We start from the raw sequence: 21,038 nt of genomic DNA, 5'->3' as shown, positions 1-21,038 counted from the left end.
CTGTTGAAGCGTGGTATCTGAGTAATCAGAACTGATGACGGCTGTATGGAAACTCTTCTATAAACTGGCGCATAGCCTGGCCGCGATGGCTGATAGCATGTTTCTGTTCTGAGCTAAGTTCGGCTGCACTGCAGTCTGTTTCAGGGACAAAAAAGATAGGGTCATAGCCAAAGCCTCCCTCGCCGAGTGCTTCCGTCATAATCTGACCTTGCCAGCTTCCTTGAAAGATTAAGGGAGTGGGGTCCTCAGCATGACGCATGAAGACAATCACACATTGGAACCGTGCACTTCGTTCCGATGCCGGTACATCTTTCAAGGCCGAGAGCAGGGCGGCAACATTTTCTTCATCACTGGCAGAACTGCCTGCATAACGAGAAGAATAAATGCCCGGCGCACCGCGCAGGGCATCTACTTCAATACCTGAATCATCAGCTATAGCAGCCAAGCCTGTTTGGTGACAGGCATTACGCGCTTTAATGATGGCATTTTCGACAAAGCTTAAACCGGTTTCTTCAGCCTCAATGACATCGAGATCGGCTTGTGAGACGATCTCAATTTTGAGAGGAGCAAGTAATTGTGCAAACTCACGCAGTTTGCCTTGATTGCCGGTTGCTAAGACGATTTTTTTCATGATGCTGCCAGTACTTCCCGTTGTTTTTCCATTAACTGACTAATGCCGTGGCTGGCTAAATCCAACATAGATTGTAACTCTTCAGCTCGGAATGCATGACCTTCAGCAGTACCCTGTAATTCGATATAAGCACCGGCGTCATTCATCACTACATTCATATCAGTTTCAGCAGATGAGTCTTCATCATAGTCCAGATCTAAGACTGGTGTACCGTTATAAATGCCAACAGAGATGGATGCGACCTGACCATGCAGGGGGCTGGATTTTAACTTTTTAGTTTTGATTAAATGACTGATGGCATCATGCAGAGCGACATAAGCACCAGTAATAGACGCGGTACGAGTACCGCCATCAGCTTGAATCACATCACAATCAATAGTGATACTACGTTCGCCTAATGATTTCAGGTCAATTGCGGCACGTAATGAGCGACCGATAAGACGCTGAATTTCCATCGTGCGGCCGCCTTGTTTACCTCTGGCTGCTTCACGTTGCATACGGCTGCCAGTAGAGCGAGGAAGCATGCCATATTCAGCCGTGACCCAACCTTCACCTGAGCCACGTAAAAATTGTGGAATACGTTCTTCAACGGTGGCTGTACAAAGTACTTTGGTGTCACCAAATTCTACCAGTACGGAGCCTTCAGCATGTTTGGTGTAGTTACGGGTGATATTAACCAGTCTTAGTTCATTGGCTTGACGACCACTTGGACGCATATTCGCTTTTCCTCAGTCAAATTTAATCTATTATACCTGCCATAAATCACCGCCGCAGATGCTTTTTGTTACCTGTTTTCGGTAAGATGTCAGATTAACTCAGAAATAGGACATGACTGTGACACGAAGTATGACCGCCTTTGCCCGCCATGAGGAGCAAACAGAGCTTGGCAGCTTGAGCTGGGAAATTCGCTCAGTAAATCATCGTTATCTAGAAGTCTCTTTCCGTTTAGAAGAAAGTTTTCGCCCATTTGAAATGGCAATGCGCAAACTCATCAGCGACACGCTAAGCCGAGGTAAGGTTGAAGTAGCACTTCGTTACCGTGCACCTGAGCAAACGCAGAGTGCATTGCAAACGAATGTCGACTTAGCTAAAGCCGTCATGGAGAACTATCAACAGCTCGCTTCGTTTACAGACAGTGCTGCGCCAATCGATATCTTGCGTGTGATGCAATGGCCTGGTGTCATTCAAACAGAAAGCCTGGATCAGGATGCGTTACAAGCCACGGTGCTCGAGTCTTTAAAACATGCTCTGGCTGACCTGGTAGCGACAAGGGAACGTGAAGGTGCAGCTCTGGAGCAAATGATTATTCAGCGTTGTGAGCAAATAAATGATATTGCAGAACAAACGAAAACACGCTTACCAGAAATTGTTGCCAGTCACCGTCAAAAATTATCAGACCGGATTGCTGAGCTTGAAGTGAATCTGGAGCCGGAACGCCTTGAGCAGGAAATGGTGCTGTTAGCACAAAAAGCGGATGTCGCTGAAGAAATCGATCGCTTACAGAATCATGTGAATGAAGTGAAACATACTCTAAAGCGCGATGAACCTATTGGCCGTCGACTGGATTTTCTGATGCAGGAATTGAATCGTGAAGCCAATACCCTGGGCTCTAAATCGATTGATACCGATACCACACGTTATTCGGTGGATCTAAAAGTGTTAATCGAACAGATGCGTGAGCAGATTCAGAATATCGAGTGAGAAATAACTTTTCATTCAGACATAAAAAAACGCGGCTTTTGGCCGCGTTTTTTTTTGAGCTTTGACGACAAACTTACTTAATGGTTGATTGTTTTCTGCGCAAGCCAACTAAACCAAGTAATGCTGGAGCAAACAGCCATAACGCCGCAGGTACTGGTACTGCTGAAATGTTGGCTGTGTTGAATAAGGCAATATGCGATATGCCTTGTTTAATGAAGCTTTTGAAATACAGTTCAGATACCGCATCGTCAAACAGAGCAACAAATGTTGTGTTACCTGACTTGAGCATAATACCTTCAAATGTCAGACCCAGTGACGTTGTATTCACATAACCCGTCGAGAAGACATCAGATGTGAAAAAGTCTGTATTTTCTGTTGCCGCAGGGTATGAACCCGTGCTGTAAAAATCCAGTACATCGTAACCGACCAGTTCAGCATACTTGCCAGAACCGGCAGCAGCATCAAAAGCGGTATTGAGCTCAGCCTGTTTCACAGCGTTCGTTGTCGCTTTGGGATTTAGCTGATAAGCATAATCAGGGCCGGTACCAGCTGAGAAGCTTCCATCTGTACTCACGTATTGATAAGCCCCGGCGAAATGCTGGATGGTGCTTTCTTTTTTATTCTTGGTTGCATATATCACTTCATCGCTTAAATGTGCAGCCGATGCTGAACTAGCGATGAAAAGTGATAGGGCCACACTGGCAAAAATCTTTAAAGTTTTCATTGTCCTCTCCTAGAGTGAGGAAGTTATTAATCACGGAGTTCATTTATCTCGAAGAGGTATGTAGCTCCATTGCGATATCAACTCTGTTTTTTATTCTTAAATTTAATTATATGCCTAGACGCATTTATTTCGTATTGTACTTTGGTACTAATGCGCGTAACTAAGTTGCTCGCAACATTATGCTGACATTCTAACTAAATGTGAACTATTCCATTAAACAAAATTATTTAGCCAAATTAATCACAGAATTATGTCTAACTCGCATTCATCAGGATTGATCCTTCATGGTGAAACGGAGGGCTTTTTGTCATAATTACCCAACTATTCCTTACAGCGTTCGAAATATGATGGGTAATCTTTTTATAGTGGCTGCACCGTCGGGTGCAGGCAAAACGAGTTTAGTGAATGCACTTATCTCACAACATGCGGAAATTAAACTATCCGTTTCACACACGACTCGTCCGCCTAGAGAGGGCGAAGTCAATGGTAAAGATTACCATTTTGTCGATCAGCAAACGTTTTCAGCGATGCGAGATGCCGGGAAATTTCTGGAATCAGCAACGGTGTTTGATAATAGCTACGGCACCTCATCTGATACAGTTAAGTCGTTATTAGCTGACGGCTTTGATGTCATCTTGGAAATTGACTGGCAAGGAGCGCAACAGGTCAGAAATAATTTCCCGCAGGCAATAGGCATTTTTATTCTGCCACCATCAAAAGCGACGCTGGAACAACGCTTACGCAATCGAGGTCAGGATAATGAGGATGTCATTGCTAGGCGTATGCTGGATGCAGAGAACGAAATTTCGCACTATGTTGAATTTGACTACATAATCGTTAACGATGATTTTGAGCAGGCATTAACTAGTTTGTCATCAATCATCGTGGCACAGCGTCATTCCTTAGCTATTCAGAAAAATAGTCAAGCAGACTTAATCACTGAATTACTGGCTCAACGCTGAGATATTTCGTAAAATTGATTCTTTAAATTTTAACTGGGAAAAACCATGGCTCGTACTACTGTTGAAGATTGTTTAGAAAATGTTGATAACCGTTTCCAATTAGTCCTGGTTGCCTCAAAACGCGCACGCGAAATTGCCATGGGTGATGACGCTATGGTTAGCCTGGATAATGATAAACCTACCGTTTTAGCGTTACGTGAGATTGCTGCAGGTTTGGTTGGACGTGAAATCTTAGAAAAAACCAGTGCTCGTGAACATGCATCAGAAAGCATCGTTAGCGACGAAGAATTACAAACGGAAGAATAAACTACCGTGAGTGCCAAGCCATCCGTTGCCTCTGAACTGGACTATATCCAAGAGTCAGAACCCAAACTGACAATCGATGACTTGTGCTATGCGACGGCTAACTATCTCGAATCCGGTCAAGTTGATTCGATTCGACGAGCTTATCATTTTGCGGACCACGCACATGAGGGCCAGACTCGTCGAAGTGGTGAACGTTATATCACCCACCCACTAGCCGTCGCCCATGTTCTGGCCATGATGCATATGGATTATGAATGTATCATGGCCGGATTGCTTCATGATGTGATTGAAGACACCGCGCTAACAAAAGCTGACCTGGCCGCCGAGTTTGGTGAAGAAGTGGGTGAGTTGGTTGAAGGTGTCACCAAATTAGCCAAAGCGGCTTTTGAAACCCAAAAGCATGCTCAAGCGGAAAACTTAAGAAAAATGCTACTGGCGATGTCACGTGATATTCGTGTCATCATCGTCAAACTGGCCGATCGTCTCCACAATATGCGCACCTTGGGTCATTTACGCCCTGAAAAACGCCGTCGTATCGCCAACGAAACGCTGGATATCTATGCACCGATAGCCCAACGTCTGGGTATGAATTTAATGCGTTGTGAACTCGAAGACCTAGGGTTCCACGTTCTGTATCCGATTCGTTATCGTGTACTTCAAGATGCTGTGCGTAAATCTCGTGGTAACCGCAAAGAAATTGTCACGCAGATCACCGCTTCTATTCTGAATCGGATGGAGCAGGAAGGCTTGAGTGCCGACATTCAGGGGCGTGAAAAAAACCTCTACAGCCTGTACAAAAAAATGGTCAGCAAACAACTGTCATTTTCTGAAGTGATGGATGTCTATGCTTTCCGTATTATCGTGGATGATGTTGACGCCTGTTACCGGATGCTGGGCGTAGTGCATAACTTGTACAAACCGGTACAAGGTAAATTCAAAGATTATATTGCGATTCCTAAAGCTAATGGTTACCAGTCCTTACATACTGTGTTGTTTGGCCCATACGGTGTACCGATTGAAGTGCAGATTCGCTCTCGTGATATGGACCACATGGCAGAAGCGGGTGTCGCTGCTCACTGGTTATATAAAACCGGTGAATCCGTCGGTAATAATCTAGCGCATCGTAAGGCGCGCCAGTGGTTGCAAGGGATTCTGGAAATGCAGAAAGGATCCGGCGACTCTATGGAGTTTCTGGAAAATCTGCGTATTGATTTATTCCCGGATGAAATTTACGTGTCTACGCCTAAGGGTGAGATTCTCACCTTACCAAGAGGTGCGACAGCGGTGGACTTTGCCTATGCCGTTCACAGTGATGTTGGTAACAATTGCGTCGCTGCCCGAGTTGGTCGTCATCTGGTGCCGTTAAGCAGTCAGCTGGAAACAGGTGAATCTGTGGAAATCATTACCTCACCGGCTTCACATCCAAATCCTGCCTGGCTCAACTTTGTTGTGACGGCCAAAGCACGAACCAATATTCGTAATTATTTACGACACTTGCAGACGGAAGAAGCCGTGCTGCTTGGTCGTCGCTTGTTAAATAAACATTTGACCGCGTTTTCCACCAATCTGGATGAGATCCCGGTTGAACGCTTTAATGAGCTGATCAATGAGTTTGAACTGAAACAGTTTGATGACTTGTTAGAGGACATTGGTTTAGGTAACCATTCTGCCTTGTTAATTGCACAGAAACTGGTGCATGAATCGACTCCGGATACAGAAGCACAAGCGCTGATGATCGCGGGCACAGAAGGCATGGTGGTCAGCTTTGCTCGTTGTTGCCATCCGATCCCTGGCGATCCTATTCATGGTTATGTCAGTAGCGGTCGAGGCATTATCATTCATCAACGTGGCTGTAAAAATACCTCTAATCTCCGTGTGCAAAATGAGAAATGGCTCGACGTTGCCTGGTCGCCGGATGTATCGCGTGATTTCCCGGTCGACATCATGATTCATGTGAAAAACCAACGCGGTGTCCTTGCTACCATTGCGGCAGTGGTTTCTGAATCTGATTCGAATATTGATAATGTTGTCGTCGATGAACGCGATGGTGGTTATTCTGATTTACGTCTGACCATCGAAGTAGCTAACCGACAGCATTTAGCCCGTGTTATTCGCCGTTTACGTCGCCTCGACATGGTAGAAAGAATTACTCGTATTAATTAAAACCAGACTTTGATGGAGAAATGAATGTCTCGCGAAATTATTCATACAGCGGATGCCCCTGAAGCGATTGGCCCATACTCACAAGCTGTGAAAGTAGGTGACATCGTCTATCTTTCAGGCCAAATTCCGTTGGTGCCTGAAACCATGACGGTTATCGAAGGTGATTTCAATACACAAGTAAGACGTGTGTTTGACAACTTATCTGCGGTTGCGAAAGCATCAGGTGGTAGCTTGCAGGACGTCGTGAAGTTAAATATCTACCTGACCGATTTAAGTTATTTCGGTGCGGTAAATGACATCATGACAGAATATTTTGGACAGCCTTATCCTGCTCGTGCAGCGATTGGTGTGGCTTCTTTACCTAAAGATGTGCCTGTGGAAATGGATGCAATTTTGCATCTGAATGCGTAATTATTAAATTTTAGGAGTTTAAGGTTGTGGTGGCGGATAATGGATTATCACAACCAGTCACTTCTCTAAAAGGCGTAGGTGGCAAAGTTGCCGAACGTCTTGTCAAAATTGGGGTACAGCAGATCCAGGATCTGCTGTTCCACCTTCCTCTCAGATATCAGGACCGAACTCGGTTGATGCCTCTTGGGGCACTCAAATTACAACAAGAAGTCTTGGTGGAAGGCACTATCCAGATTTCACAAGTGAAGTTTGGTCGCCGTCGGTCTCTGTTGTGCCATATCTCAGATGGCACCGGATCTCTCATCCTGCGTTTCTTTCATTTTTCCAAAGCCCAGCAATTACAGCTAGAAAAAGGCCGAAAAATTCGCTGCTTTGGTGAAATTCGCAACGGTCCTTCCAGCTTTGAGATGGTCCATCCTGAGTATCAATTAATCGATGCCAGTAACATTGTGCCAGTGGAATCAGAACTGACGCCAGTTTATCCGACGACTGAAGGATTGCATCAGCTTTCTCTTCGAAAGCTGATTAAACAGGCATTGAGCTTTCTGGAAAATGGGTTAATGCCTGAGCTGGTCATACCTGAAGCACGTTGTCATGATGTGGCTGAGTTCTCATTGACCGAGGCCTTAAAATTTGTACATCAACCGCCACCTGATGCGCCGGTTCAGCAACTGATTGACAGACAACATCCCGCGCAAAAAAGACTGGCCTATGAAGAGTTACTAGCACAGCAACTGACGATGAAAAAGTTGCGTCAGCAGACACAGCATCATCGTGCGCCTGAACTCAAGCCAGACCGGACTCAACGCGAAGCTTTATTGCGTCAGTTGCCATTTCCGTTAACGGCGGCTCAACAACGTGTGTTGACTGAAATAGAAGCGGATATGACACAGCCTTTTCCCATGCAGCGCCTGGTTCAGGGTGATGTGGGTTCCGGTAAAACTGTCGTAGCGGCGTTGGCGGCTATTGATGCCGTGAGTGCAGGTTCACAAGCTGTGATGATGGCGCCAACAGAATTGCTGGCAGAGCAACATTTCAAAACCTTCACACAATGGCTGACACCGTTGGGAATGACAGTTGGCTGGTGTGCCGGTAAGCAGACTGCAACTGAACGGCGACAGGTGCTGGAGCAGCTCAAATCGGGCGAAATAAAAGTAGCCGTTGGCACTCATGCCTTGTTTCAGGATGAAGTCATATTTAATCATCTGGGACTGGTCGTCATTGATGAGCAGCATCGTTTTGGTGTGCATCAGCGTCTGGCCTTGCGCGATAAAGGTCGTGATGTGGATACCATGCCACACCAGTTAGTGATGACGGCAACACCGATTCCACGTACGTTGGCGATGACAGCATATGCTGATTTAAGTGTGTCTGTGATTGATGAGTTACCACCAGGCAGAACCCCCGTGACGACGGTTGTGGTCGCGGATAGTCGGCGTCAGGATGTGATTGAACGCGTTCATGCCGCTTGTCAGCAGCAGCGTCAGGTGTATTGGGTCTGTACTTTAATAGAAGAGTCTGAACATCTGCAGTGTCAGGCAGCAGAAGATACGGCAACCACTCTGCAGGATTGCTTACCGGATTTGAAAATCGGTCTGGTCCATGGCCGTATGAAATCAGCACAAAAAGAGCAGGTGATGGCGGCATTCAAATCTGCAGAACTCGATATGCTGGTGGCAACCACCGTTATTGAAGTGGGGGTGGACGTACCGAATGCCAGCTTAATGGTCATTGAAAATGCTGAACGGCTTGGACTCGCTCAGCTTCATCAGCTACGTGGTCGAGTAGGACGAGGTCAGGTCGAGAGTCATTGTGTTTTGATGTACCATGCGCCACTGTCTGAAAATGGTCGGGCCAGATTGAAGTGTTTGCGTGAGAGTAATGACGGTTTTGTGATCGCGCAGCGTGATCTGGAAATTCGAGGGCCGGGTGAAGTGTTGGGCACGCGGCAGACAGGTCTGCCACAATTCAGGGTTGCCAACTTGCTCGAGGATCAGGAGCTTTTAGCGGTGATGGAACAGGCGGCAAATACGATGTTGAAGTTAGCACCAGTGAAAGCAGAAGCGCTGGTGACCCGTTGGTTTGCTCACAAACTTGATTTCGGTCATGTTTAATTTGTTGGATTTTAAATGAAGCATTGGACACACTGGCTGCCAGCCCGAAAACAATCATTACCTTATGATTTACGTGAGTGGTTGACAGATACGGGGTCACTTACCAAGCGACTGCAACATGTCAGTGAGCACGCGGTGAATGTCGAATTATTACACTACGACTGGCAGACCGCTTTGCCTGAAGAAAGTCTGTTTTTACAGCAACCTTTGCAACGTATTCAGCTGGGTCGTGAGGTATTGTTGTGTGATGGTGATACGCCTGAAATCTATGCCAGAACAATTATTCCTCAATCCACCTATCAAGTCTTGCCGTCTCGGTTCGATAACCTAGGTGTAAAGCCATTGGGCCAAATGTTATTTGATGAACCCTCCTTAAGCCGGAGTGAGATTCAGGTGGCGCAACTCACACCGCAACATTGGTTGTATCAATTGGCTACGGAAGCTTTGGATATTTGTCCTGATGTTTTATGGGCAAGACGATCATGTTTTTATTTGAAAGGTCAGCCTGTACTGGTGTGTGAAATATTTCTGCCTTCAGAAAAATGGAGTCATGTGTGAGAGAGGTTCAACGACGTGTTATGCCTTATATTCAGTTGATGCGACTGGATAGACCCATTGGCATATTACTTTTGTTATGGCCAACATTATCCGCTTTGTGGATTGCTGCAGAAGGCCTGCCTGATATCACGGTGCTGGTGGTTTTTATCTTGGGCGTCATTCTAATGCGCTCTGCTGGCTGTGCGATCAATGATTTTGCCGATAGGGAAATTGATGGCAGCGTCTGGCGAACTCAAAACCGCCCTTTAGCAACAGGTGAGCTGACTGCCCGGCAAGCCATCTATGTTTTTATCGGCATGGCATTGGTGGCGTTTATATTAGTATCGATGCTGAATACGTTGACTGTTTGGTTATCGTTGGGTGGTGTTTTCCTTGCCGCGACATACCCTTTCATGAAGCGTTATACCTATTTCCCTCAGATTTATTTAGGCATGGCATTCGGTTGGGCCATCCCAATGGCCTATGCTGCACAGACTAATTCTGTGCCGGTGATGGCTTGGTTACTTTTCTTAGCCAATATTATCTGGACAACCATGTATGACACCTTTTACGCGATGGCAGACAGAGAGGATGATTTGCTGGCCGGGGTGAAATCCACGGCGGTATTATTTGGCGATGATGATCTGATTATCCAAGGCATGATGCAGGTGGCTTATATTTTTGTCATGGTGTTGATTGGTGTGCAGTTAGAGATGAGTTTTATCTTTTACTTAGGGCTGTGTGTTGCTGGGGGCTTATTTGCCTATCAACAATTTTTAGCAAAAGATCGACAGCCGCAGCGCTGTTTACAGGCTTTTTTAAATAATAACTGGGTTGGCTTAGCTATCTTTCTAAGTCTGGTCATTCATTATAGTATTTTGTCGGTGGGCAAATGAACGCAATAGCAGAAATCTCTTCTTCGAGTTTGCAGCAGCAAGTGGATGCTTTGGCTGAGGCAATGGATGATCTCAACCCCATGTTAAAGAAAATGCGTTTACTCGCTTCCAATGCGGTCAGCGCAGCAGCAAGGGCAGGTTCTGAAGGTGATGCTTTTCGTGTACTGACTCAAGGTATTCAGGAGTTAGGCCTGGAAATCAAACATGAAATCGATCATTGCAAAGAGCTATTGCAGACACTCGCTGACACTGAGTCTGGTGTAGAAAAGAAAAGAGTATTATTTCAGATTAAAACCACATTAGAAGAGTTACCTGCGGCCGTCGCTAAAGGTGATTATCTGGCGATTTATTGTTCTGTAGAAGCCGCACATGCCGAAACGCATGCGACCCGGTTTAACTCGGTTGCCCAAATGTTGAAATCATTAATATCTGATCTCAGAGGAGAGATTTCAAAGCAGAAAACGCTTATAGACAATATGCTAGAACAAGCATAATTATTACTTACTATCGTTATTCATGGAGGAAAAACGATGCGATGGAGCATGGTGTTTATCACCTTCATCATATCCGTGGTCTGTCATGCCACAACGGTTTATCAATCACAGAATGAGCAGGGACAGACGCTTTATTCTGACCAACCATCTGCCAATGCGACCTTACTCACGCTCAAATCCAGCCCATACCGTTATAGAGTTAAGCTCAAACGGGTGATTGATGGAGACACCATTGAGTTACAGTCTGGCCAGATTATTCGTTTACTGGGTATCAACACCCCTGAGATCCAGAGCCGTTACCACGACGCTGAAGCGGGTGGTGAACAGTCAAAACAATGGCTAATCAATACCCTAAGTCATGGCGATTTTTTCATTGAGTATGACCAGCAGCAACGCGATAAATATGATCGTGCTTTAGCCCATTGTTTTCTGCCTGATGGACAATATTTGAATGCCATGTTGATTGAAGAGGGGCTAGCGTCGCTGACACTGATTCCCCCTAATTTGCGATACAGCGATAAACTTATTGAAGCTCAAAGCAGGGCCGAACAAGCCAAAAAAGGGATATGGTCAATGTCTGACTATCAGGTAAAGCACGTGTCTGATTTAAAAACAGGCGTCAGCTATCGTGGTTGGCAACGTATCAGATTGAAACTTAAGGCCATCAAGCAAGGTAAAAACACGATATTCCTGCAGGCAAATAAACAGTTCAAACTCGCGATTAAAAAGAAAGACAGCGTTTATTTTGAGGACTGGAAACATTACCTGAATCGAACGGTTGAAGTGCGTGGCTGGGTGCATCGGCAGGGTAAACAGTTTTATATGAATGTCAGACACCCTTCAGCGATAATAACCCCATAAAATTTAACGTTTTGGCCAGTATTTTTGCATTTCCAGAAACACAAAAGAAGCCGACCAGGTAATCATGACCAAGCCAGTCAATGATTCCAGTCCGGTTAAAAAGCGTATATACCCTGTGGGTTCGATATCACCAAACCCCAGCGTGGTGTAGGTTGTGAATGAAAAGTAACTACAGTCCAGCAGGCTGGAGTCAATATTTCCCATCAAATTGCCAAAGCCATCTGCATGCAACATCAGATAATAGCCGATAGCAAACAGCCAAATTTCCACAATATGCGCCACCATGACCACCATCACCGCCAGTAAAACCCGGTAACGATGAATAATATGCAGTGCAGGAAGACGTTTCGCTAACTGGTAGAGGGTTTCGTAGTGGATCAAAATGGTGGTGACGAAAATAACTGTATTAATAGCAAAGGTGGTGAGTAACATTTAACGTGCCTGTTTGACTTGATTTCGGCCCGATAACTTAGCGGCATAAACGGCTTGGTCAGCCGCCGCAACCAGCGATTTGGTGTCATGTATATGGCTATGTTGAGCCAGCGTTGCGGTACCGATAGAAAGGGTGGCATGAATCATTTTGCCGGAAGGAATGGTGAAGTCTGTTTTTTCTACTCGATGACGAATTTGTTCGGCAATTAAGCCTGCATCTTCCGCGCTAGTGTCAGCGAGCAAAATAACAAATTCTTCTCCACCATAGCGAGCGAGCACATCGCTATTACGCAAACGATCATTTAACAGTTGTGATACTTGCTTGAGAACAGCGTCTCCCGCTTGGTGACCATAGTGATCATTGATGCGTTTAAAAAAATCCAGATCAATAAACAGGCAGGATAGTGGGCTATTGATACGCTTGGCCCGACTGACTTCTTCACTGATACGTTGATCAAAAAAACGGCGGTTGTTAATGCCGGTTAATGGGTCACGTAAACCGACTAATTTAATATGTTCATGTAAACGTGCGTTTTCCAGACAAGCTGACATCACTGCTGCCAAGTGTTCCAAAAACTGCGTGCCGATATTGCTTTCAAAGCGATTCGGATTACGGCTGCCCAAATTAAGACTACCGATTAATACGTTATGTCTGATTAACGGCAGTAAGGCGATTGAGCCAAGTTCGGCTTGGTCTGGAAATAAGAAAGCATGTTGATGTGGTGAATAACGGATAAGGCGAGTTTTACGTAGCGGGCTGAAATACTGATTTAACAAATGCGCCGATTCAGTAAATATCAGTTTATCGAGCCACGAGGATTTGACTGGCTGCGCTTCGATCAAGCGCTGAAATTCATATTCAGGATCGTGTAACAGCAATGTGACATCAGTCAGCTGAAAACGCTCTTTATGCTCTTCAAGCACAATCCCCAGTAGTTCATGAAGATTGTTACTAGCAAGCAATGCCAGTTCATATTCCTGGAAATTGGTTTGTTTTCGCTCATTGCTTTTAGCGATGCGAAGTAGTTCGTCCAAACGTGCTTGTAAGGTGGCGATATCTTGCATCCAAACGCCTTATGAGCCTAAGTGTGATTTAGTGAATATTAATAATGGCTTATTGCACGTGCAATTGTCCATACTTCTATGATTTTTACACCTGCTCGCTTTAATTCACGCGCTGCTTCATGTGTTGTCGCACCGGATGTCATGACATCGTCAATAATGGCCACGTGTTCAGGCACGATCTCTGACGAATACTGAAAAGCGTGTCGCATATTTTTATGTCGCTGTTTCGCATTGAGTTGGGTCTGGTTGGCAGTTTTTTTGATACGCTTCAGTAACTCTGGTTGGCAGGAAATATTCAATAATGCAGCCAGTTTTTCCGCAAATAATAAAGACTGGTTATACCCACGTTGACGAAGACGACTGGGGTGAAGAGGTATGGGAATCAATACTTCCGGTAGTGAATTCAGTGAATGCTGTTTTATAAATTCTCGTGCACAGAGATCAGCAATCTGAACTTGCCGATGATACTTCAGGGCAGACATCATTCTGGGAACAGCTTGATCGTAACGATACAAGCTGAGACTGATATCTTGTACCGGCGGCTTTTTCAGACATTGTCCGCAAATATGTCCAGATGCCAATGGTATGGCGCAACGAAGACAATGTTGTTTAATAAGCGGTAATTCATTGATGCAACCCTGACAAAGGGCATGTTCTTCTGTCGGCAGTCCACAGAGTAAACACGGAATTGGAAATACTTTCCTGTATAATTGTCGGAATTGTTGTGTCAGTGAGAGCAGATTTGCCATGACATGACCTAATTTAATCCTTTAAATCAGTAAAGAGTCATCATGCCTGAGAATGTAGCAGAAACCCAAGCAACAATCCGCAACGACTGGAGCCAGCAAGAGGTTGAAGCCTTATTTGCTATGCCCTTTAACGACCTGATGTTTAAAGCACAAACCGTTCATCGTGCTAACTTTGATGCCAATGCGGTGCAGATTAGTACCTTATTAAGTATCAAAACCGGTGGTTGTGCCGAAGACTGTGGTTATTGCCCACAAAGTGCACACCATGAATCAGCCGTCAAAGCAGAACCTTTGATGCCGCTTGATGAAGTCATGAAATCAGCCAATGAAGCGAAAGAGGCGGGTGCTAATCGTTTCTGTATGGGCGCAGCCTGGCGTAGCCTGAAAGACCGTGATCTGGAACGCGTTGCAGAAATGGTTGAAGGCGTGAAGAGCTTAGGTCTGGAAACTTGCGTCACACTGGGTATGCTTGAAGAGCATCAAGCCAAGCGTTTAAAAGATGCTGGTCTGGATTACTACAACCACAACCTGGATACCTCACCTGAATTTTACGGTGAAATTATTACTACCCGCACCTATGAAGACCGTCTGAATACCCTAAGCCATGTCCGTGATGCCGGTATTAATGTATGTAGCGGCGGTATTGTGGGCATGGGCGAAGGTCGCAATGACCGTGCTGGTTTATTAATCAGCCTGGCAAATCTGCCAACACAACCACAAAGTGTACCTATCAATTTATTAGTACAAGTTGAAGGTACACCATTAGATGGTGTTGATAACCTGGATCCTATCGAGTTTGTTCGTACTATTGCTGTTGCACGTATCATGATGCCTAAATCATTTGTGCGGTTATCAGCAGGTCGTGAGCATATGACCGATGAGTTACAAGCCATGTGTTTCCTGGCTGGTGCTAACTCGATTTTCTATGGTGAAAAACTGTTAACCACTGACAACCCTGATACCAATCATGATCAGCAATTGTTCAAACGTTTAGGTATCACACCTTGGGTTGGTGAAGAAAAAACAGAAGAACGCAGCTGTTCTTCAGCAGCCTAACGTCTCCAGTTTCGAGTGGCCAAACTCCCTTGGCATAATGAACTGACCGCCGCTTTAGCTGAACGCAAAGCGGCTGGGCGTTATCGACAAAATCGTCTTAGAGTCGGTGAGCAAGGTGTGCATATTCATCTTGGTGATAAAACTATTTTGTCATTTTGCAGCAATGATTATCTTGGTCTTGCTGCCCATCCTGATATTAAACAAGCGTTCAAAGAAGCAGTTGATAAGGAAGGTGTCGGTAGTGGCGCCGCCCATTTGTTGACCGGTCATAGTTATTACCATCAGGCATTAGAAGAAAAACTGGCGGATTTTACGGGTCAACAACGCGTATTACTATTTTCCACTGGTTATATGGCCAATCTTGGCGTGATTGATGGACTGCTTACTCGTGGCGATGCCGTGATTCAGGACAAATGGAATCATGCTTCTCTACTGGACGGTGGCCGTCTGACTGATGCCGACCAGTTACGTTACCCACACGCTGATATGGGGCTATTACATAAACGCTTACATAATGCCGCTACAGCAAAACATCGGCTGATAGTGAGTGATGGTGTATTCAGTATGGATGGAGATATCGCCTCCTTACCTGAAATTATGGCCTTATCTGAACAACATCATGCAGCCGTTCTGATTGATGATGCTCATGGTTTTGGTGTGATTGGTGAAGATGGTCGCGGCACGGTTTCTCACTTCCAAATCACACCTAATAAGGCGCCGATTGTGGTGGGGACCTTAGGTAAAGCCATTGGTACTGGCGGTGCTTTTGTCGCTGCTGATGAGCTGGTCATCGAAACCTTAATTCAGCAAGCACGTAGCTATGTGTATACCACGGCACAGCCGCCGGCGATTGCGGCAGCTACTTTGGTCAGTCTGGATTTGGTGGAATCAGAACAGTGGCGACGAGACAAACTTCAGCAATTAATTCAGCAATTCAGACAAGGCGCTGAACAACTCGGTCTGAAACTGATGTCTTCAGAAACACCAATACAACCCGTCATTATCGGTGAAGATAAAAAGGCGCTGGAAATAGGGGCGAAATTAGAAGAACAAGGCATTCTGGTCGGTGTTATCCGTCCACCGACAGTGCCCAAAAATACCGCCAGATTGAGAATTACCTTCTCTGCTGCCCATACAGAACAGGATGTGAATAGACTGCTTAGTGCACTGGAGCAGGCGTATGCACATTAACAGCATAGGTCAGGGGCCTGATTTAGTTTTGGTACATGGTTGGAGTATGCACAGCGGTGTCTGGCAACCACTGGTTGATTTATTGGCTGAACATTTCAGTTGTCACTTGGTTGATTTACCCGGACATGGTCAAAGTGACTGGCACGAGGGTGATTTTGAATTAAGCACCTTATTAGCCAAGCTAGCAGAGGCTTTACCAGAAAAGGCCATTTGGCTGGGCTGGTCATTAGGTGGCATGGTCGCGTTGGCTATGGCAGAGCGTTACCCAGAGAAAGTCAAAAAACTGATTATGCTGGCAAGTAATCCACGCTTTGTGCAAACAGATGATTGGCCTTGTGCGATGCCGCAAGAAGTTTTTGACACATTTTCAGCCAGCTTAGCTGATGACCAACAGCTGACCTTGCAGCGGTTTATTATGCTGCAAGCAAAAGGCGCGAATCAGCCCCGACAAGTGATTAAACAATTAAGTGAGCAACTGGCTCAACAACATGAACCAGAACCAGAGGCATTACAGGCAGGCTTAAAGTGTCTGGCTGAGTGGGATTTGCGAGATGCGCTTGCCACTGTAAATTGCCCCACTCAAATGATTCTGGCTGAGAATGATCATCTTATTCCCGTTTCATTAGCAGAATACGTACAGAAGTTGCAGCCAAAACTGCGTATTGATGTGATGCCGGGATTAGGCCATGCGCCTTTTATTTCGCAACCTCAACAATGCCAATTAGTGATAGAACAATTTATCCATGAGTGAATATCGTCCCGATAAAAAAAAGGTGGCGCAGTCATTTTCTGCCGCCGCCGAGCATTACGATGATGTGGCTGTGTTACAGAGACAAACAGCCGATGAATTATTAGAGCGCTTGTCATACATCACTGTCGAACCACAAACGATAGTGGATCTTGGGGCGGGGACCGGACGTAATTTATCGTTATTACAAAAGCGCTATCCTCATGCCCAATTAGTCGCTGTCGATATTGCACCACAAATGTTAAAGCAGGCCGAAAAGCGTTATCGGCATGATCAAGGCATTAAGCGCTGGTTACCGAAACAGAAACGTTTACAAGTCTTGGCGGGTGATGCCGAAGCCATTCCACTAGCCGATAACAGTGTCGATCTGATCTATGCCAATCTGGCATTACAGTGGTGCGATCCCAAGCGTTGTTTCAGTGAAATCTTTCGGGTGCTGAAACCACAGGGACTATTGATGTTTACCAGCTTAGGGCCGGATACCTTGACCGAGCTTCGTCAAGCTTGGGCTGAAGTAGATAGCTATCCTCATGTGAATTTATTTTACGATATGCATGACGTTGGTGATGCAATGACAGCCAGCGGCTTAGCGGATTGTGTGTTAGATATGGAGCCTTACACATTAAGTTATAACGATGCGATGAGTGTGATGCGCGATCTGAAAATCCTCGGCGCTCGTAATGTGAATGAAGGTCGCCGTCGTGGCCTGACCGGCAAGCAACTGATGCAAAAAGTGATTTCCTCGTATGAAACATTTCGCCAAGCTGACGGTTTACCTGCCAGCTATGAAGTCATTTTTGGACATGCGTGGAAATTAGCTCAATCAGGCCAATGCCGAACGGATGATGACAGTGTTTATATTCCGATCAGTGAGATCAAACGATTATGACCAGCACACATTTTTTTATAACAGGTACCGATACTGAAGTAGGGAAGACCTTCATCAGTGTGGGCTTGGTATCTCTACTGCAACAACAAGGCTATAAAACAGTTGGTATGAAGCCGATTGCCAGCGGTTGTGAGTGGTTAGATGGGCAGTGGAAAAATGAGGATGCACTCGCATTAATCAAACAAAGCCAGGCAGATTTAGCTTATTCACTAATCAACCCTTATGCCTTTGAACCGGCTATTGCCCCCCATATTGCGGCGGAGCGAGAAGGTGTAACGCTCTCTCTTGCCAAGATTAAACACAGCTATGAATTAATCGCTGAACAGGCAGACGCAGTCATTGTAGAGGGTGCGGGTGGCTGGTATGTACCACTAAACACAGAAAGCACTATGGCCGATCTTGCTGTTGAACTTCAATTGCCGGTGATTTTGGTGGTGGCAATTAAACTAGGTTGTATTAATCATGCCTTATTGACCGTGGCAGCCATTGAACAACAAGGTCTCAAACTGGCTGGCTGGGTGGCGAATCATGTGGCTGAACAATCAGAATCAACGGAAATGATAGAGACCTTAACGAGCCGAATTGATGCTCCCTGCTTGGGAGTGGTACCCCACCTTAACAGCCATCAGTCGGCGGCCAGTTTCCTGCGACTACCTGAATAAAATCATTAAATTACTTTATAAAATCGCCTTCCCTAAATAAGTAATATCAGGCACTATTTTTCATAGCTAGTTAAAAAAATGGCCTCATAATTCAAAATTACGAAATAAAAATTGATGAATAATCAATATGTTATTTTTTTGGAAATAAATTATAAGGCCCCCTGTTTAATATTTATTATGAGGCCAGTGGCCTCATAAAACACACTGTTAGGTTTACAGGAGTAAAGAGAATGGCTAGCGATAAGGCCGAAGAATTAGAACGACGGAGTACGCTATTCCTCCTGGTTCTGAATTTATTATTAACTACACTAGGTGGATATTATTTTATTGGGAAATATCAAGCTGATAGCTTACGCTCAGAGTCGGATTTGGCAGTACTTAATTCTAAACTTGCTGAAGTAGAACTTGATACGAGATCTACACAGAATTCTCTAGCTGTATTATCTGGCAGGCTAAATCTATCTTCTAATACTTTAGAGCTAGCAGATATGATAATACCAAGATTTGATCTTCAATATTTAAAAGACAGTTCATACTCGAATAAAACTGATCACGTTGTTGCGCACAAATTGGTTAATACGGGGAGTTTATCTTCGAGAGTATCGAAATATGAAGTAGTCGTGACAAGCGAACCTTCCAGTGAGTGGCCACCCGAAAAGGATATAATTTTAAGCCAGAGATTTTATGACCTAGATATTAGTGATTACTATGTCGGTCTTTTGCCGAGTGAAGTGGGGAAAAAATATACCGTTAAGTTGAAAGTAGGTCGAGGCTATACAAACAAAGAAAAGAAATTATTCGTTCATCTTCTGGTTTACTACGAAACAAACCCTGAGTTATACAATTTGATAATTAATTCTGAAATGGGTACTGAAGAAAAAAACGCCTGGGAAAAACTTACTAAGGCCCGATTAAGGTCAACTACGACTATAGAGATTCTATAGACTAACAAACAAAGGCAACGGAAGCTTCAGTCCGCTGCTTGGGGCGTTATGCATCATTAGAGGTTCGAGTCAGATGAAAGAGAAAGAACTACTCAAGGAAATTGAATTGCTTCAGACCTCTCATTACGAAGGAGACTATTTAAGAGTCGTTATATTAGCTCCACAAATCATTGTGCAGATTATAGATAGAATTTCGGCATATAACGAAGAATGGATAGAAAGAAAGATATATAACAAGTTCAGCGAGGAGGATAAAGAGGTCTATAGGATTGCGGGGCAGCTTCAACAAAAAGAGTCTGACAGATCATATATTGTCGGTGCGCTTGTCGAGCTTTATAACAGTGGTTATTGGGCAGAGGGGGATGGTAAAAAGTCTTTCGTCAAATACTTTACCAAGCTTGATGATCTTGTCTCGCTCCGTAACTTGTTTGCACATGAGTACTACGAAAAAAAAGCGACAAAACATAGAGCGAAGAATTGTTCCAAATCAGGCATAGAGATTGCCAATCTATTTGCTGGCCTGTTTGAGGTATGCAATGCATAATAATGCAAGCCAAAATCGCGCCTTCGGCGCTGGGACTCACTAACGCTCGCCATTTAGCGGGGCGTTAGCATCCAAGGGAGATTCGTCATAGAAGTCACGATACCAGAACTACCAAAGTTCTCTAGATTCTCACCAGCCTTAGTAAAGGCTCTTGATAAGATCAGATTTGAAATAGACAAAATTGATGACGAAGGTGAGTTGTTTGAGTTCTATTGGTTTGCTCGCGAATATCCTAGATTCTATAGATATCATTTAGATCACGCTGAACACAGACTGAAGGAGATACACCAAAAGTATCACTTCATTAAAAAAAGCGAAGAAAAACGAATTAAGGACTTTGATGAAAATTGTTTTGAGGTAAGTGTATCAAACCCAATCACTCATCAAATATATTGGGATTTTGAAGCATATTTAATGGCATTAAATGCCGCTCTTGATTTGTTAGCTAGAGTTGTGGGTGTGGCATATTCAAATCAAACGCCAGTTTCATTTAATAAGCTTTGTGGCAAAAAAGAATTATCTGGACCAGTCGATATTTTAAGAAAAGCCAAATTAAAATGGGTAGATAGATTCAAAGACTATAGAGATTGTTTTGTACATTATACGCCTGTAGATAACAGGGTATACGCAGATATTATACGAACGAAAGATAATTTATTATTGCGTTGCAAGCTACCTACAAACCCTAACATTAGAACTGTAGAAGGATTCAAGTATTCTAGAAAAATTGAAGTTCTTAAATACGCATCGACTCTTTACAGGCATATCTCTGCTTTAGACAAGGCTGTGGCAAAGGAAATAATGCGGCTTTATAAAGCCAAGCAATTCCCAAAAAGAACTACTAATTTATTTTTTATTGGGCAGCGCACAAGGTAAAAAAATGCTAACAAATTGCTCAAGTCGTTCGCTCTCGCTCACAGGGACGCTCCCCCACGTTAGGGTTCTGCGCCCCTTAGCA

At 44.6% G+C, this 21,038-nt stretch carries 24 protein-coding genes; 18 read left to right on the top strand and 6 right to left on the bottom strand.

The window, feature by feature from the left end:
• Positions 1–25: 25 nt before the first annotated feature.
• Positions 26–631, bottom strand: coding sequence for an XTP/dITP diphosphatase (locus tag B3014_RS01340; protein WP_289243123.1), 606 nt, complete (start codon positions 629–631; stop codon positions 26–28).
• Complete coding sequence (gene rph, locus B3014_RS01335) at positions 628–1,347, bottom strand: ribonuclease PH (protein WP_286303855.1); 720 nt, start codon at positions 1,345–1,347, stop codon at positions 628–630. The genes B3014_RS01340 and rph overlap by 4 nt, the downstream gene beginning before the upstream one ends.
• A 118-nt stretch (positions 1,348–1,465) precedes the next feature.
• Here rph and B3014_RS01330 point away from each other — a divergent pair, with 118 nt between their 5' ends.
• Positions 1,466–2,332: a YicC/YloC family endoribonuclease gene (locus tag B3014_RS01330; protein ID WP_349675861.1), complete on the top strand. Its 867-nt coding sequence runs from the start codon at positions 1,466–1,468 to the stop codon at positions 2,330–2,332.
• A gap of 73 nt (positions 2,333–2,405) precedes the next feature.
• Here the strand turns inward: B3014_RS01330 and B3014_RS01325 are convergent, their stop codons facing one another.
• Entirely contained in the window at positions 2,406–3,056 is a 651-nt protein-coding gene (locus B3014_RS01325; RefSeq protein WP_286303856.1) for a VPLPA-CTERM sorting domain-containing protein, read from the bottom strand.
• A gap of 344 nt (positions 3,057–3,400) precedes the next feature.
• Here B3014_RS01325 and gmk point away from each other — a divergent pair, with 344 nt between their 5' ends.
• The 9 genes from gmk to B3014_RS01280 all read left to right on the top strand — a co-directional run bounded on the left by gmk (position 3,401) and on the right by B3014_RS01280 (position 11,800).
• Positions 3,401–4,018 carry a guanylate kinase gene (gmk, locus tag B3014_RS01320; protein WP_289243124.1) on the top strand — a complete coding sequence of 206 codons (618 nt, stop codon included), beginning with the start codon at positions 3,401–3,403 and terminating at the stop codon, positions 4,016–4,018.
• A 45-nt stretch (positions 4,019–4,063) separates the two neighbouring features.
• Positions 4,064–4,324, top strand: coding sequence for a DNA-directed RNA polymerase subunit omega (gene rpoZ / locus B3014_RS01315; protein WP_286303858.1), 261 nt, complete (start codon positions 4,064–4,066; stop codon positions 4,322–4,324).
• Positions 4,325–4,390: 66 nt separating this feature from the next.
• Positions 4,391–6,487 carry a bifunctional (p)ppGpp synthetase/guanosine-3',5'-bis(diphosphate) 3'-pyrophosphohydrolase gene (locus B3014_RS01310; protein ID WP_339608413.1) on the top strand — a complete coding sequence of 699 codons (2,097 nt, stop codon included), beginning with the start codon at positions 4,391–4,393 and terminating at the stop codon, positions 6,485–6,487.
• A gap of 24 nt (positions 6,488–6,511) precedes the next feature.
• Positions 6,512–6,898 carry a RidA family protein gene (locus B3014_RS01305; RefSeq protein WP_289243126.1) on the top strand — a complete coding sequence of 129 codons (387 nt, stop codon included), beginning with the start codon at positions 6,512–6,514 and terminating at the stop codon, positions 6,896–6,898.
• A gap of 26 nt (positions 6,899–6,924) precedes the next feature.
• Complete coding sequence (gene recG, locus B3014_RS01300) at positions 6,925–9,012, top strand: ATP-dependent DNA helicase RecG (RefSeq protein WP_289243127.1); 2,088 nt, start codon at positions 6,925–6,927, stop codon at positions 9,010–9,012.
• 15 nt (positions 9,013–9,027) lie between these two features.
• The gene (locus B3014_RS01295) at positions 9,028–9,570 is read left to right on the top strand and encodes a chorismate--pyruvate lyase family protein (protein ID WP_286303863.1); all 543 of its coding nucleotides are present in this window, start codon (positions 9,028–9,030) and stop codon (positions 9,568–9,570) included.
• A complete protein-coding gene (gene ubiA, locus B3014_RS01290; RefSeq protein ID WP_289243128.1) occupies positions 9,567–10,445 on the top strand; it encodes a 4-hydroxybenzoate octaprenyltransferase in 879 nt (292 codons plus the stop codon). The genes B3014_RS01295 and ubiA overlap by 4 nt, the downstream gene beginning before the upstream one ends.
• Positions 10,442–10,939, top strand: a complete 498-nt coding sequence (locus B3014_RS01285; RefSeq protein ID WP_286303865.1) for a hypothetical protein — start codon at positions 10,442–10,444, stop codon at positions 10,937–10,939. Before ubiA ends, B3014_RS01285 begins: the two co-directional genes overlap by 4 nt.
• 36 nt (positions 10,940–10,975) lie before the next feature.
• The gene (locus B3014_RS01280; protein ID WP_289243129.1) at positions 10,976–11,800 is read left to right on the top strand and encodes a thermonuclease family protein; all 825 of its coding nucleotides are present in this window, start codon (positions 10,976–10,978) and stop codon (positions 11,798–11,800) included.
• Positions 11,801–11,803: 3 nt separating this feature from the next.
• Here the strand turns inward: B3014_RS01280 and B3014_RS01275 are convergent, their stop codons facing one another.
• Genes B3014_RS01275 through B3014_RS01265 form a run of 3 tightly spaced genes read right to left on the bottom strand, consistent with a single transcriptional unit; the run spans position 11,804 to position 14,046 of the window.
• The gene (locus B3014_RS01275) at positions 11,804–12,232 is read right to left on the bottom strand and encodes a potassium channel family protein (RefSeq protein ID WP_286303867.1); all 429 of its coding nucleotides are present in this window, start codon (positions 12,230–12,232) and stop codon (positions 11,804–11,806) included.
• Positions 12,233–13,297, bottom strand: a complete 1,065-nt coding sequence (locus B3014_RS01270) for a GGDEF domain-containing protein (protein WP_289243130.1) — start codon at positions 13,295–13,297, stop codon at positions 12,233–12,235.
• A 38-nt stretch (positions 13,298–13,335) separates the two neighbouring features.
• Entirely contained in the window at positions 13,336–14,046 is a 711-nt protein-coding gene (locus B3014_RS01265; protein ID WP_289243131.1) for a ComF family protein, read from the bottom strand.
• A 42-nt stretch (positions 14,047–14,088) separates the two neighbouring features.
• Here B3014_RS01265 and bioB point away from each other — a divergent pair, with 42 nt between their 5' ends.
• From bioB to B3014_RS01225, 8 genes are all read left to right on the top strand, one after another.
• Complete coding sequence (gene bioB / locus B3014_RS01260) at positions 14,089–15,102, top strand: biotin synthase BioB (protein WP_289243132.1); 1,014 nt, start codon at positions 14,089–14,091, stop codon at positions 15,100–15,102.
• A gap of 15 nt (positions 15,103–15,117) precedes the next feature.
• Positions 15,118–16,293, top strand: a complete 1,176-nt coding sequence (bioF, locus tag B3014_RS01255) for an 8-amino-7-oxononanoate synthase (RefSeq protein WP_289243133.1) — start codon at positions 15,118–15,120, stop codon at positions 16,291–16,293.
• Positions 16,283–17,044, top strand: coding sequence for a pimeloyl-ACP methyl ester esterase BioH (bioH, locus tag B3014_RS01250; protein WP_289243134.1), 762 nt, complete (start codon positions 16,283–16,285; stop codon positions 17,042–17,044). Before bioF ends, bioH begins: the two co-directional genes overlap by 11 nt.
• Entirely contained in the window at positions 17,037–17,930 is an 894-nt protein-coding gene (bioC, locus tag B3014_RS01245; RefSeq protein WP_289243135.1) for a malonyl-ACP O-methyltransferase BioC, read from the top strand. Before bioH ends, bioC begins: the two co-directional genes overlap by 8 nt.
• Entirely contained in the window at positions 17,927–18,592 is a 666-nt protein-coding gene (bioD, locus tag B3014_RS01240; protein ID WP_289243136.1) for a dethiobiotin synthase, read from the top strand. Before bioC ends, bioD begins: the two co-directional genes overlap by 4 nt.
• Positions 18,593–18,822: 230 nt before the next feature.
• Positions 18,823–19,536 carry a hypothetical protein gene (locus B3014_RS01235; RefSeq protein WP_289243137.1) on the top strand — a complete coding sequence of 238 codons (714 nt, stop codon included), beginning with the start codon at positions 18,823–18,825 and terminating at the stop codon, positions 19,534–19,536.
• Positions 19,537–19,609: 73 nt separating this feature from the next.
• On the top strand, positions 19,610–20,080 hold the full coding sequence (locus B3014_RS01230; protein WP_289243138.1) for a hypothetical protein: 471 nt from the start codon (positions 19,610–19,612) through the stop codon (positions 20,078–20,080).
• 198 nt (positions 20,081–20,278) lie between these two features.
• Positions 20,279–20,956: a hypothetical protein gene (locus B3014_RS01225; protein WP_289243139.1), complete on the top strand. Its 678-nt coding sequence runs from the start codon at positions 20,279–20,281 to the stop codon at positions 20,954–20,956.
• Positions 20,957–21,038 lie beyond the last annotated feature (82 nt).

The sequence above is a fragment of the Methylophaga sp. UBA678 genome (assembly GCF_002299105.1).
GTDB classification, from domain to species: domain Bacteria; phylum Pseudomonadota; class Gammaproteobacteria; order Nitrosococcales; family Methylophagaceae; genus Methylophaga; species Methylophaga marina.
This window is presented reverse-complemented; position numbering and strand designations above follow the sequence as displayed.